At 56.2% G+C, this 13,365-nt stretch carries 13 protein-coding genes; 11 read left to right on the forward strand and 2 right to left on the reverse strand.

The genetic code is table 11. From position 1 onward, the window contains the following. Positions 1–43 precede the first annotated feature (43 nt). The 4 genes from BUC32_RS16910 to BUC32_RS16925 all read left to right on the forward strand — a co-directional run bounded on the left by BUC32_RS16910 (position 44) and on the right by BUC32_RS16925 (position 4,398). Positions 44–577, forward strand: coding sequence for a cytochrome b (locus BUC32_RS16910; RefSeq protein ID WP_073255682.1), 534 nt, complete (start codon positions 44–46; stop codon positions 575–577). A gap of 219 nt (positions 578–796) precedes the next feature. Next, positions 797–1,831: a fatty acid desaturase gene (locus BUC32_RS16915; protein ID WP_073255685.1), complete on the forward strand. Its 1,035-nt coding sequence runs from the start codon at positions 797–799 to the stop codon at positions 1,829–1,831. A 137-nt stretch (positions 1,832–1,968) separates the two neighbouring features. Next, positions 1,969–3,414, forward strand: coding sequence for a guanitoxin biosynthesis MBL fold metallo-hydrolase GntH (gene gntH / locus BUC32_RS16920; RefSeq protein WP_245815205.1), 1,446 nt, complete (start codon positions 1,969–1,971; stop codon positions 3,412–3,414). Between the two features lie 399 nt (positions 3,415–3,813). Continuing rightward, entirely contained in the window at positions 3,814–4,398 is a 585-nt protein-coding gene (locus tag BUC32_RS16925) for a VOC family protein (protein WP_073255688.1), read from the forward strand. Between the two features lie 51 nt (positions 4,399–4,449). Here BUC32_RS16925 and BUC32_RS16930 read toward each other — a convergent pair whose 3' ends face one another. Then, positions 4,450–5,151 carry an SDR family oxidoreductase gene (locus BUC32_RS16930; RefSeq protein ID WP_073255691.1) on the reverse strand — a complete coding sequence of 234 codons (702 nt, stop codon included), beginning with the start codon at positions 5,149–5,151 and terminating at the stop codon, positions 4,450–4,452. 95 nt (positions 5,152–5,246) lie between these two features. Here BUC32_RS16930 and BUC32_RS16935 point away from each other — a divergent pair, with 95 nt between their 5' ends. The 7 genes from BUC32_RS16935 (at position 5,247) to BUC32_RS16965 (ending at position 10,579) form a co-directional block, all read left to right on the forward strand. Beyond that, positions 5,247–6,098, forward strand: a complete 852-nt coding sequence (locus BUC32_RS16935; RefSeq protein WP_073255694.1) for a LysR substrate-binding domain-containing protein — start codon at positions 5,247–5,249, stop codon at positions 6,096–6,098. A 102-nt stretch (positions 6,099–6,200) separates the two neighbouring features. After that, positions 6,201–7,139: an aldo/keto reductase gene (locus BUC32_RS16940; RefSeq protein ID WP_073255697.1), complete on the forward strand. Its 939-nt coding sequence runs from the start codon at positions 6,201–6,203 to the stop codon at positions 7,137–7,139. Then, positions 7,136–8,212 carry an NAD(P)/FAD-dependent oxidoreductase gene (locus BUC32_RS16945; protein WP_073255700.1) on the forward strand — a complete coding sequence of 359 codons (1,077 nt, stop codon included), beginning with the start codon at positions 7,136–7,138 and terminating at the stop codon, positions 8,210–8,212. The genes BUC32_RS16940 and BUC32_RS16945 overlap by 4 nt, the downstream gene beginning before the upstream one ends. Then, the gene (locus BUC32_RS16950; RefSeq protein WP_073255703.1) at positions 8,212–8,871 is read left to right on the forward strand and encodes a DUF938 domain-containing protein; all 660 of its coding nucleotides are present in this window, start codon (positions 8,212–8,214) and stop codon (positions 8,869–8,871) included. The genes BUC32_RS16945 and BUC32_RS16950 overlap by 1 nt, the downstream gene beginning before the upstream one ends. Positions 8,872–9,043: 172 nt before the next feature. Beyond that, positions 9,044–9,382, forward strand: coding sequence for a carboxymuconolactone decarboxylase family protein (locus BUC32_RS16955; RefSeq protein ID WP_073255706.1), 339 nt, complete (start codon positions 9,044–9,046; stop codon positions 9,380–9,382). A 61-nt stretch (positions 9,383–9,443) separates the two neighbouring features. Beyond that, positions 9,444–9,878 (forward strand): EF-hand domain-containing protein, encoded by a 435-nt coding sequence (locus BUC32_RS16960; RefSeq protein ID WP_073255709.1) that lies wholly within the window; start codon positions 9,444–9,446, stop codon positions 9,876–9,878. A gap of 104 nt (positions 9,879–9,982) precedes the next feature. Further along, positions 9,983–10,579, forward strand: a complete 597-nt coding sequence (locus BUC32_RS16965; RefSeq protein ID WP_073255712.1) for a DUF937 domain-containing protein — start codon at positions 9,983–9,985, stop codon at positions 10,577–10,579. Positions 10,580–10,814: 235 nt separating this feature from the next. On the opposite strand, the gene BUC32_RS16970 is transcribed toward BUC32_RS16965, so the two are convergent. Further along, positions 10,815–13,322, reverse strand: a complete 2,508-nt coding sequence (locus tag BUC32_RS16970) for a GcvT family protein (RefSeq protein WP_073255715.1) — start codon at positions 13,320–13,322, stop codon at positions 10,815–10,817. Positions 13,323–13,365 lie beyond the last annotated feature (43 nt).

The raw sequence follows: 13,365 nt of genomic DNA on the forward strand, positions 1-13,365 counted from the left end.
TCTTTTGCGTTTAATGCACACAAGTCAAATTCGGAGATGTACCATGACCCGCTATCATCCTTTGCTTGTGACGCTTCACTGGCTGCTTGCAGCAATGATTATTGGCGGCCTCGTTATGGGCAGCAATGTTTTGGCTGAGACGCCAAACGACGACCCCGCCAAACTGGTCTCATTGCAAATGCATATGAGCCTCGGCATTGTTATCCTTGCGCTTATGGTAATCCGTTTGGCCCTTCGGCTGCTGACCACCAGGCCGCCACATGCGGATATTGGCAATGCGATGGTCAACAAACTGGGTCAGGCCGCGCATTGGTTGTTCTATGCCGTTGTGATTGCCATGTGTGCCTCGGGGCTTGCGATCGCCAATATGGCGGGATTGCCGGGCATTGTGTTTGGCGGCTCGGGTGCCCCCCTGCCCGCAGATTTCAGCATGTATCCCCCCCGTGCGGCGCATGGGGTTTTGGCCACGGTTCTTGGGGTGTTGATTCTGGGCCACGCTGGCGCTGGCTTGTGGCACCAATATGTGCGCAAAGACGGTCTTTTGCGCCGCATGTGGTTCGGGAACCGGTCTGAGTGAGCGGCCCCGATAAAGGCTAAGCATCTGAGGAAGCCACCCCAGCAATTGAGCCTTGGGCAATCCATCCAAGGCGTCGCGCGGCTATCAGCGGAGTTGTGACGTGCTGGCGCCTCATTTTTTTGATCATTGACGATTTTTTGCCGAGTTCACCTTATATTCACTTGCTTACCTGACCCGATAGTCTATCCGACTAGCAAACACTAACCTTACGGCAGGCTCATGAACGACTCCCTACAACCACGCTCCGACCAAACTGCAAAACTTGCTGCGCGTGACTGGATCAAGAAACTGGCGCACTACCGCGAACCGGATCAGTTGCGCAGCGCGTTTGAGCTGGCGGTGAGCGTCGGACCATTCTTGGTGCTTTGGGCGCTGGCCTGGTGGTCGTTGTCGATCAGCTATTGGCTGACATTGGCGATATCGGTTGTGAATGCGTTGTTCCTGTTGCGGATGTTTGCCATTCAGCACGACTGCGGACACGGAGCGTTTTTCAAGAACCGCACAGTCAGTGACTGGGTTGGTCGCCTTTTGGGAGTGGCGACGCTGACACCTTATGATGTCTGGCGGCGCACCCATTCGGTTCACCACAGCACACACGGCAATCTGGACAAACGCGGCATGGGCGATATCCACACCAAAACCGTGACGGAATACAACGCCCTGTCCTCATACGACCGCTTTATGTATCGTCTGTATCGCCACCCGATTACCTTGTTTGGCTTCGGCCCGAGTTACTTGTTCTTCCTGCAAAATCGTTTGCCTCTTGGCCTGATGGCTGGCGTCAAATACTGGGTCAGCGCGATGAGCACGAATATCGCGATTATTGGCGCTCTCATCCTGGTGTATTACTTTGGTGGCTTGATGCCTTTGGTGCTGATTTTTGTGCCGTCCACATTGATCGCGGCCACTGCGGGCATGTGGCTGTTTTATGTGCAGCATCAGTTTGAAAACACCCAATGGGACCAGGACGAAGACTGGCAACTGCACGACGCCGCACTACACGGTAGCTCGTACTATCGCCTGCCAGCAGTCCTGCAATGGTTCAGCGCCAATATCGGCATCCACCACGTGCATCATCTGTACAGCCGCATCCCGTTTTACCGCCTGACCGAAGTCCTGAAGGATCACAAGGAACTGGCCGAGGGCAATCAGATGACCATTCGTGAAAGCCTGGCCAGCGCCAAACTGCATCTGTGGGACGAAAAAACCAAAAAACTGTTATCGTTTGCTCAGGCGCGCGCGCTTTACGGCTAGTGGGCTGTAAGCCTTAATCTTTTTCGCCAAACGCCCAGAATCCTTCGTCAATTGACCAAGGTTCCCAGAGCAATTTCTGTCCTTAATCAAACAATGCTTTACCTTCTGAACAACACGTACCAGGGGAGAGGTATTGCATGAGACAATCAGGAATTTTGGAAACTGTTTGGGCCGGAGTCGCTGCTGTGGCGCTGATGGCCACAACGGCATTTGCCGAGGCGCCACCAGTTGGTGAGCCGTCTACGGACGACGATATTGCAGCCGCACTGACCGGCGGCGTGCCGATGGGCCGCTGGAAAGAGGGTCTGACATTTGAAGGCATCAGCCCACAACCATGGTTGAGAAGTGCGGCCAACTGGTTCCCCGGAACGGAAGACGTTCAGCCAAACGAAATGCGCATCATCTTTATGGGGTCAGCACCGTTTATCCGCCCCGGACAGATGAACACTGCGATCCTTGTTGAGCTGGGCAACGGCAAAATTTTCATGTTCGACATTGGTGAAGGCTCGCCCGCCAACATCATTGCCGGTGGTTATGCGCTGAACCAGATCTCAGATGTCTTTATCAGCCACCTGCACGTCGACCACTTTGGTGGCCTGCCCTATCTGTGGATGTTTGGCACCTGGGCTGGCGGCTGGCACGAGCAGCTGACAGTACACGGACCGTCGGGGCGCACCGAAGAATATGGCACCGCGACCATGGTCGAAGGCATGAAGATGATGACCGGCTGGCACCGCGACGCGTTCAGCGTGTTCCCGGTTGGCAAAGGCTGGGACATCGAAGTCAACGAATTTGATTTCCGCGATAATGGCGGCGTCGTCTATGAAGAAGATGGCGTTCGGGTCATTCACTGGCAACGGAGCCACGCCAAAGATGGCGCGTCGGGTTATCGTCTCGACTGGAACGGCATGTGTTTTATCTGGACCGGTGATGGCCGTCCGAACATGATCGACATTCCTTATGCCAAAGGCTGCGATGTCTTTGTCACTGAACAACAGCAGGAAATTCTCGAGATTTCATCAGGCGTACAAGGCGTGCCACCGTTCCTTGGTCGCTACACCGTGGATACACACCACACCCCAAGCTATGCCGCGGGCTATATCGCCAATCTGGTACAGCCACGGCTCTTGATGAACACTCACATGAGCTATGACCCCTATCAGATTGAAGAAACCGTTGCGGAAATTCGCGAGCACTGGAAAGGGCCCTATCATTTTGGTGCGCCGGACGGGATCGTTGTGAACGTGACCAAGGATCAGATCTGGGTGCGTGAAGGCATTCTGCCGCGTTTCCCGAACAGCCGTGCACCGCAGTTTGATTTCTCGAACGGACAGCTCGTGGTTCCGCATCCGCCGCATGCACGCGAGGATATTCAGGAGCCATACGTTCGCGATATGGAAATCGACCCCAAGCTTTACTACCCCGAGGGTTACCATCCTGAACTGTTGACGGAGTGGCCCGTGGACGGTGATCTGATTGTGCCGCTGGACAAAGTGCCGCCTTCCTTGAGCAACAGCATGGGTGCCGCATGGCGTTTGCGTGAAGCGAACCAGAAGGTTTTGAAAGAGCAAAGCGGTAACTAAGCCTCGTTTGCAAATCAGACCAATGCAAGGCTCGCCCCGTAGGGCGGGCCTTTTTTGTGGGCGAACACGCATTTGGCACGTTTTCACATGACCGTGGCACGAACTAAAATGGTAAAAACGATATGTGCCCCCATTTCTTATTCAACAGCAACGAAGGGTGCTCTGGAAACTTCCTCCCTCGCCAGAGCACCTGACATGCAGTTACCCCGGTCTTTCCAATTCACCGGGCTTACCTTTACAAGAGCGGTTCGGGGTCCTGTCCCTTCGTCGAACCGCTCTTTTTTCTTTCAAACAAACGCTGGATCCTCTGTGCAAGACTGCACAAGCGTCGCGCTGAACGCCCCCTATCCTGCGCCCTGAAATTTAGGGTATGCTGGGGCAACAGGACGGGAGAAAACCATGCGCAAAATTCAAACCCAGGGCGTTCATCACATCACTCTGAACGGTGCCGACCGGCAAACGTCGATTGATTTCTGGGAAGGTGTGCTGGGCATGCCGTTCATCTTTGACCAGCCAAATCTGGACAACCCCAACGAAGGCCATCTGTATTTTGATCCCGGCGACGGGCGACTGATCACCATCTTCACCGACGAGACCCGAAAGGTGGATTCATCCGCCAACCCACGCGATCCAGGCACCGTGCATCATATTGCCTTTAACGTGTCACATGCATCGTTGATGCAGGCGATTGAGCGGCTGGATGACCGAGGCGTCGCCCACACCAAGATCAAGGATCGCGGCTTTATGGATTCGATCTATTTTCGCGATCCATTGGGCCTGACAATTGAGCTGGCCTCCTACCGGTTCGAACCTCCGGTGGGCTGCACCCATGCCGATGTAATGATCCGGGCGCATCGGATGCGGGTTGCTGCTGGTGATTACAACATCCAAGAAGTGCATTTGGCCGATGCTATTGAGGCCTTGGTCGAAGAGCGTCAGGGGTCACTTTCCAAAGATCGTTCTGCAAAAAACCCTTACGCGTGATGAACGGCATCCGGGCTTTGGCCTATGGAGCGACCTTTCCACACGACAGCCTCAGACGTGACGGGTCAAACCACCGTCGACGCGCCAGTTCTGGCCGGTAACATAGCTGCCTTCCCCGGCAAGATACGACACCAGAGACGACACCTCGGAGGCGGCGCCATAGCGCCCCATCGGAATACGCGCCTTGCGATCTTCGGTTTCGGGCAGTGAGTCAATAAAGCCGGGCAGGATGTTGTTCATCCGCACATTGTCGGGCGCAAATTTGTCTGCGAACAGCTTGGTGAAACTTGCCAGGCCGGCACGAAAAACGCCGGATGTCGGAAACAATGGGTCTGGCTCAAACGCGGCGAAAGTTGAGATATTGATGATCGCGCCACCGCCTTGGGCCGCCATGATTGGCGCAACGAGTCGGGATGGGCGGATCACGTTCATCAGATACACATCCATGCCCAGATGCCAGTCTTCATCACTGATCTGCATGATGTCACCCTTTGGGCCATGGCCTGCCGAGTTCACCAGAACATCCACACGGCCCCATTTTGCCATCGCGGCGTCAACCAAAGCCTGTAGATCTTCTCCTATCAAATTTGACCCTGTGACACCGACACCGCCAAGGTCGTCGGCCAATGCCTGGCCTTTGCCAGACGACGACAAGATCGCCACGTCAAACCCATCAGCATGCAGTCTGCGTGCTGCATCGGCGCCCATACCGCTGCCTCCTGCGGTGATGATTGCGACTTTGCTCATATCCATACTCCTTGAATTGTTGCCGCCAATCTAAGGTCCGCCACCCTTCATGACCAATCATGTTTCTTGCTCCTAGACTGTAGAAAAGTTACTGTCTGAAAATGAGAAAACCCGCCCTTAACGCGCTGCGAATGTTTGATGCCGCGGCCCGGCACGGAAATTTCCGTCTGGCCGCCGAAGAACTGTATCTGACGCAGGGCGCGGTGGCGCAACAGGTGCGCAAACTCGAAGCGGACCTGGATCAAGCTTTGTTTAGTCGCCTGCCCCGAGGGCTGGCACTAACCGAAGCAGGTGCCCGTTATCATCAGGATATTCGTAAGGCATTGGATTTGATTGACCGTGCGACAGAGGCTTTGCGACCGAACCAAACAACAGTCACATTATCGGTACCGCCATCGCTGGCGTCAAAATGGCTGGTACCGCGCCTTGGAGATTTTGCGGCGCACCACCCTGACCTGACGTTGGATCTGCGCGCAAGCGAACGGCTCACGGATTTTGAACGCGAAAAGGTCGATCTGGTGATCCGTCAAGGCGCAAGTCCTTCGGTTTCGGGACTGGTCACCCGGACTTTGGCCCCTTTACATCTGTGTGCTGTCGCCAACCCCAGCCTGGTTGCGCAATCCCAGAGCGCCCTTTCACTGACTGAATTGGCAAACTGGCCCCTTATCGAAGATGGTCATCGCCATTGGACAAATCTGTTCAAGAGCCAATCCATACCGTCACCGCAGATTTCACTTAGTTTCAACCAGACCGCTTTGGCAATCGACGCGGCGATTTCAGGCCAAGGCATTGCAATCGTTCCCCGGCTTCTGGTGCACGACCCTCTCAACGCTGACATTCTGAGCGAGATTTGGCAGGCTCCAAACACACCGGATGCCTACCACCTCTTGCATCCTGACCACCCTCACCCAGCGCGTGACAAAGTGGTTGGCTGGTTGCTCGGCCAAGCCTGAGTTTTCACATTTTCCAAAATACTCTGGGGTGAATTGGGTCGATCCGACCCAAGAGGGGCAAAGCCCCTTTTCCCCCAGGAAAAACCGTGCCAACGTTCCGCCATGACACATGTGATCCAGAGTTCCGATGGCACTGCCATTAGCCGCTTTGCCTTTGGGGCAATGCAATTTGGTGATGCCGCCGATGAACGCGACTCACAAGCTTTGTTCGACGCCTGCCTTGGCGCGGGCATCACCCATTTCGACACAGCCCATGTTTATACCGAAGGCCGCTCTGAAGAGATTCTGGGCCGTCTGGCAAAACCACACCGCGACCGGCTCGTGATTGCCACCAAGGCGGGGTACACCGGCGGGGCCGGGTCACAAAACCTGCGCGCGCAATTTGATATGTCCCGCAAACGACTGGGCATGGATCATGTCGATATCCTGTATCTGCATCGCTTTGATCCTGACACGCCCCTTGTCGAGACACTCGACACATTTGCTGCACTGAAATCCGAAAAGCTGATCTCATACGTTGGTCTTTCAAACTTTGCAGCATGGCAAGTGATGAAAGCCGTGGGTCTGGCCGAGGCGCGTGGGCTGACGATTGACATTCTGCAACCCATGTACAGCCTTGTGAAGCGACAGGCCGAGGTGGAGCTTTTGCCGATGGCGGCCGATCAGGGTATCGCAATTGCGCCCTATTCGCCGCTTGGCAGTGGGCTTTTGACCGGCAAGTACAGACGGGCCAACGCCACGGGGCGGCTGGCTTCGGATCAGCGTTATGCCGCGCGCTACGGATTGGACTGGATGCATGAAACAGCCAGCGGACTGGCCGCGGTTGCTGCGGAAATCGGGTGTCATCCGGCGACCCTTGCCGTGGCATGGGCCGCCCGCCATCCATCTGCTCCGATGCCCATTTTGTCCGCGCGCAATGTTGCTCAGCTGATGCCATCCCTGGCGGCAGTGACGTTTGAGATGTCCGACGCTCTGTATGACCGTCTGGCACATCTGTCACCGACTCCCCCACCTGCAACAGACAGGATTGAAGAAGCATGATTGATTTTCTTGTCATTGGCGGCGGGATCGCCGGAACGTCGACGGCAGCGCGTTTGGCGCCCTTGGGCAAAACGGTGCTGTTAGAACGGGAAACGTCGTTGGGGTATCATGCCTCCGGTCGCTCCGCCGCGTTGTTTGAAGCCAATTATGGATTGGAGTCGACGGTGGCTCTTTCGGCTGCCAGTGCGGATTTCCACGCCAATGCACATGGGGGTTTTCTAAGCCCGCGCGGGCTTATGCTGGTGGCCAAAACCTCAGAGAAAGATGATTTTCCGCGCGCTTGCAAAGACCTGAACATGGAGCCTATTGCGCTGGATCACGCCTTTGACATGGTGCCCGTTCTGGACCCGGATGTTGTGGGCTATGCCGCCTATCACGAGGCGGCGCATGACGTGGACACCGAGCGCGAGATTCAGACGTTTGCGAAACTGACCCGCGCGGAGGGTGGCGAAGTTTTGACCGGCCAAACCGTGACAGCCATCCGACGCACTGACAGCGGATGGATCGTGACTGCAAATGGGACCGATTTTGAGTCACGGATGGTCTTTAACGCCTCGGGTGCATGGGTGGATGAGATTGCAAAAATGGCAGGGATCACGCCATTGGGCTTTACTCCGCTGCGCCGCTCCATGGCCCGCATTCCGGCCCCCGGAGGGCATGATGTTTCAAAGTGGCCCATGATGTTGGGCGTGCGCGAAGACTGGTACGCCAAGCCGGACGCGGGCAAACTGCTGGTGTCCCCGTCGGAAGAACACCTTCAGGAACCGCATGACGCCTGGCCGGATGATATGGTTCTGGCCGAGGGTCTGGCGCGGTATGAAGAAGTCGTGACAGAACCGGTGACGCGGCTTGAACATAGCTGGGCCGGGCTGCGCACGTTTTCGCCTGACCGAAATTTGGTGCTGGGACCGTCTGTGGACGACGGATCATTCTTTTGGGTTTCCGGACAGGGCGGTTATGGTTTTCAAACCGGCCCGGCAGCCTCGCAATTGGTTGCGGATTTAGTATCGGGCGTCGCGTCCGTGCTCGATGCCAAGACATTGGCCGCACTTGATCCTGCGCGGTTTGCCTGATGCCGCGCCGTCTGAACCTGCCTGATACGGCCTCGGTGGCGCAAGCAACTGAGGATGGTCGCATGTTTGCACCTTCTGCCGCGCGCAATGCCGAGGCCATTGTGGCCCTGGTGTGTGACCGCGCACCAGAACAAGGTCGGGCGTTGGAGATTGCCAGCGGAACAGGTCAGCATGTGGTGCAACTGGCCAAAGCACGGCCCGGTCTGCACTGGCAGCCCAGCGAAGTCGACGCGGCCCGGAGGGCCAGCATTGATGTGTATGTCGCTGAGGCCGGGTTGAAAAACATTTCTCCTGCCACGGACCTCGATGCAACAGCACACGGATGGCATGCCGACCATGGCGGTCAGGATTTCATCATGCTGGTGAACCTGTTGCATCTGATCTCGGAAGGTGAGGCGCGGGTTCTTGTCAACGAAGCCGCAGGCGCCTTGTCATCTGGCGGCACCTTGATGATCTATGGCCCCTTCATGCGCGATGACGCGATGATCAGCGAGGGCGATGCAAGTTTTCACGCAAGCCTGCAGGCGCAAGACCCAGAGATCGGCTACAAAAGCGACTTTGACGTGCTGGACTGGGCAGTCGCTGCAGGTCTGGAGTTTGCGGATATGGTCGAAATGCCCGCCAACAATCTCGCGATTATCTTGCGCAAGCCTGCTTAAGTCCCCCCAAGGCTCTCGCCCTTTGTTTTGACATCCAAAATGTCGCAAAGGTTGGGCGTGGCCTCGCTACGCTCGGTAAGGCAGAACAAATTCCAAAAAACTGATCTTTGTCAAGGAATCGCCTTTTGAACCGTGTTCTGAGGAGGTAATTCACATTCAAGGAGCAAGATGTATGAGTTGGAATGACAAGCTGAACGATACCCGCAATCAACTTCGCGGGCTGAACAAAGCCATCCCCGATGCCACGCGGGCATTTGGGGGCTTGGGAAAAGCCGTCAAAGAAGGTGGCGTTCTGGACTTTAAGACCAAAGAGTTCATCGCGTTGGGAATTGCGGTCGCGGATCGCTGCGAAGCCTGTATCGTGTTGCATATTGCTGCGCTCGTCAAAGCGGGCGCAACCCGTGATGAGGTCGGTGACGTTCTTGCGATGACCATCCAAATGGGGGGCGGACCGTCGATGATGTATGCCGCCAAGGCAATGGAATGTTTTGAAGAACTGTCTGCTGGTTGAGCCGGGACCCTCGGCAGTCTACATAGGGGGTAACGCCCCTATGTTCCCCGAAAGGAAACTCATGTCACGGCTTTTACCTTTTGCTCTGGCTGCTGCTCTGGCTGGATCGCCCGTTTTGTCTTCTGAAACGGCTTCTTCCCAACTTTGGGATCTGGACGCAAACAATCGTGTCACCATGACCGAAGTGGAACAACGCCTGAGTGCCATCATGTCCAAGTACGACAAAGATGGTGACGGCGCACTGAATGCCCAAGAATACGATGCATTCGACAAAGCCCGCGAAGAAGAAGCTGCCAAACATGGTACGTCTTTGGCCTTGCGTGCGGTGACGGGGCTTTCGCGTGGGTACGTTGACACCAATTTTGACGGGCTGGTCACACGGGAAGAACTGATGGCAGCTGGACGTAAATGGTTCAATGGAATGGACCGCAACAATGACGGCCAGATTGACGATCAGGATTTCAACGACATCAAGGAATTCACGACAGGGGACTGACCCTTTTCGGGGATGACTTTGGGATTTTTCCCCTGCAGTTCTAATGACTGCAGGGGCATTCTTGGGATGACACCAAATTCCTGCAGCCCAATCGGAGCATCCAGATGTCCATTCTCAATCTATTACAACAAGCCCAGCAAGGCCAAGGTCTGTCCAAAATGGCCAGCCAATTTGGGCTGGACGCCACTCAGACGTCTGAACTGGCAGAATTGCTGGCGCCTGCAATCGGGTCTGCCGCCAAGAAACAAGCCGCCTCTGGCGGGTTGCAAAACCTTTTGGGTGCCCTGAAAGGCGAAGACCGTGCATCGTTGTTTGACGACAGCGCCACCGCCGCCAGTCCCGAAGGTCAGGCGCATGGGCTTTCGTTCCTTGAGGGTCTGCTTGGGGATCAGAACGCGGTGCAAGGATTGGCCGGAGAAGCCGCCGCACGCACCGGCGTGGATACAGCCACTGTCGCACAGTTCTTGCCCGCATTGGCCGCAATGCTACAGGGTGGGCTGCAAAAGAACCTGCCTGACGCTTCGATCGAGCCAATAATGGGTGGCGGTGGCGCCAAAGGGTTGATGGGGTTGGTCGGTGGCCTGATGGGGCAAAAAGATCAGTCTGCTGGCGGCGCCGACCTATCTGTGCTCACGAAAATGCTGGACAGCGACGGAGATGGATCGATTGCCGATGATCTGATCGGAAAATTCCTGCGCTAACTCACAAATTACGGTCCCAACGGAGCTCGGGACCGCAGCATTTCTAAGAATTTCATACAAGCTCAAATGTCAGGGGCGAACGCCCGCCTCCCCAACGAGTGTTTGTCCCAAGAGTAATTATAACGCCTTTTCAGTGGCTTGTAATTGACACCGCTCAAAAACAGGCCTTTCCAATGAAAAATGCCATGGCAACCGGGGTCGCCATGGCATTTGAAGCCGTGATCAAGATACAGCGTCACCCATCCTTGCGGATGGTTTCGTTTTTGGGGTCATAAGGGCTGTCACAGGTGACAACAGCGTCCCACAGTTTGTCCTGCAGTTTGACCTTCAACTTGGTGCCCTCAACTGCCAATTCCGGCGTGACATAGCCCATGCCGATGGATTTCTTGAACGCCACCGAATAACCACCCGAGGTCAGACGTCCCACACGGGTGCCTTCGGGCGTATAGAGCACTTCGCGACCCCATGGATCGGCATCAGCAGGCCCGTCGATCAACAGAGTGCAGCATTTGACACGAATGCCTTTGGCTTCCATTTCTGCCTTGCCGTGGAACTCTTTCGAGTTATCGATAAAGCGTGGCAGATCGGCCTCGGCCGGGGTCGCGTCACGGCCCAGCTCGGTGCCGAAGGCGCGATAGGATTTTTCGAGACGCAGCCAGTTTTGGGCACGTGCACCGACCAGTTTCATGTCATGCTTTTCACCCACCGACATCAGCAGATCCCAAAGGTAGTTCTGCATCTCAATCGGGTGGTGCAGTTCCCAACCAAGCTCACCGGTATAGGCCACACGGATCGCATTCACGGGGCACATGCCCAGTTCGATCTGACGGGCCGACAGCCATGGGAAACGTTTGTTCGACAGGGCGGTTTCAGGATCGGCGTCGTTGATGATCTCTTTCAAGACGTCGCGCGACTTGGGGCCTGCGATGGCAAAGACACCCCATTGCGTGGTGACATCCTGAATTTCGATATAGCCGAACTCTGCCATTTTCTCGTCTGCGGCTTTGCGCAGATAGTCGGCGTCATATTCGGTCCAGGCGCCTGCCGAGACGAGGTAGTAGTTATCTTCGCCGTTGCGCACGATGGTGTATTCGGTGCGGGTGGTGCCGTGGCTGGTCAGCGCATAGGTCAGGTTAATGCGGCCCACTTTAGGCAATTTGTTACAGGTGAACCAATCCAGGAACTGGGTGGCACCGGGGCCTTTGACGACATGCTTGGTAAAGGCGGTCGCGTCCACAAGGCCAACGCCTTCGCGGATGGCCTTGGCCTCGTCCACGGCGTATTGCCACCAGCCACCACGGCGGAACGAGCGCGCGTCGTGGTCAAAGGTGTCTGGCGCATCAACCGGGCCATAATAGTTGGGGCGTTCCCAGCCGTTGACCCAGCCGAATTGCGCGCCCAGCGCCTTTTGACGGTCAAACGCAGGGGCTGTGCGCAAGGGGCGCGCGGCGGGGCGTTCTTCGTCAGGGTGGTGCAGGACATAGACGTGATCGTAGCACTCTTCGTTTTTGCGCGCGGCGAACTCGGTTGTCATCCAGTTTTGGCTGTACCGCTTGGGGTCAAGCGAAGCCATGTCGATCTCGGCTTCGCCATCGACCATCATTTGCGCCAGGTAATAGCCGGTGCCACCGCCGGCGGTGATGCCAAACGAGAAGCCTTCGGCGAGCCACATATTGTGCAGGCCCGGTGCCGGACCGACCAGCGGGTTGCCGTCAGGCGTGTAGCAGATCGGGCCGTTGAAATCGTCCTTGAGACCAGAGTCGGCGCAGGACGGCACACGTTCGGTCATGGCCATGTATTGTTCGGCGATACGATCCAGATCGAGCGGGAACAAATCGGCGCGGAAGCTGTCAGGCACGCCGTGTTCAAACCGCGCTGGTGCGTCTTTTTCGTAGATGCCCAAGATCCACCCGCCACGCTCTTCACGGGCATAAGATTGCGCGTCGGCGTCGCGCACAACGGGGTGCTCGGGGTTGCCAGCTTCACGCCATTTGACCAGTTCGGGGTCCTGATCCATGACGATGAATGTGTGCTCAACGGGGACTGCGGGCATTTTGATGCCCAGCATCTTGGCGGTGCGCTGTGCATGGTTACCCGAGGCTGTCACCACATGCTCGGCGGTGATCACAACCTGTTCGTCGCTGGGAACAAGATTGCCACCCTTCTCAATCATTTTGGTGCAGGTCACTTCCCAGTGCGTGCCAGTCCAGTGGAAAGCGTCCGCTTGCATCTTGCGCACAATCTCAACACCGCGCTGGCGGGCACCTTTGGCCATCGCCATGGTGACGTCGGCGGGGTTAATGTAGCCATCTTCGGTGTGATAGATCGCACCTTTCAGGTCATCGGTGCGGATCAGTGGCCAGCGTTCCTTGATCTGATCCGGTGTCAGCCATTCGTAATCCACGCCACAGGTTTCGGCGGTTGAGGCATAGAGCATGTATTCGTCCATGCGATCCTGTGTCTGCGCCATGCGCAGGTTGCCCACCACGGCAAAGCCTGCGTTCAGGCCGGTTTCCGCCTCAAGCTCTTTATAAAAGTCGACCGAATATTTGTGGATGTGGGTTGTCGCATAGGACATGTTGAACAGCGGCAACAAACCGGCGGCGTGCCATGTTGACCCCGACGTCAGCTCATCACGTTCGATCAGCATCACATCGTCCCAGCCCGCTTTGGCCAGATGATAGGCAATAGAGGTTCCGACGGCACCACCACCGACGACCAGCGCTTTGACTTGAGTTTTCATGTCGGACGACTCCTAAAAAACAGAATTGTCCATAACCTGACAA

It is taken from the genome of Shimia gijangensis, from assembly GCF_900142085.1.
Taxonomy (GTDB): domain Bacteria; phylum Pseudomonadota; class Alphaproteobacteria; order Rhodobacterales; family Rhodobacteraceae; genus Shimia; species Shimia gijangensis.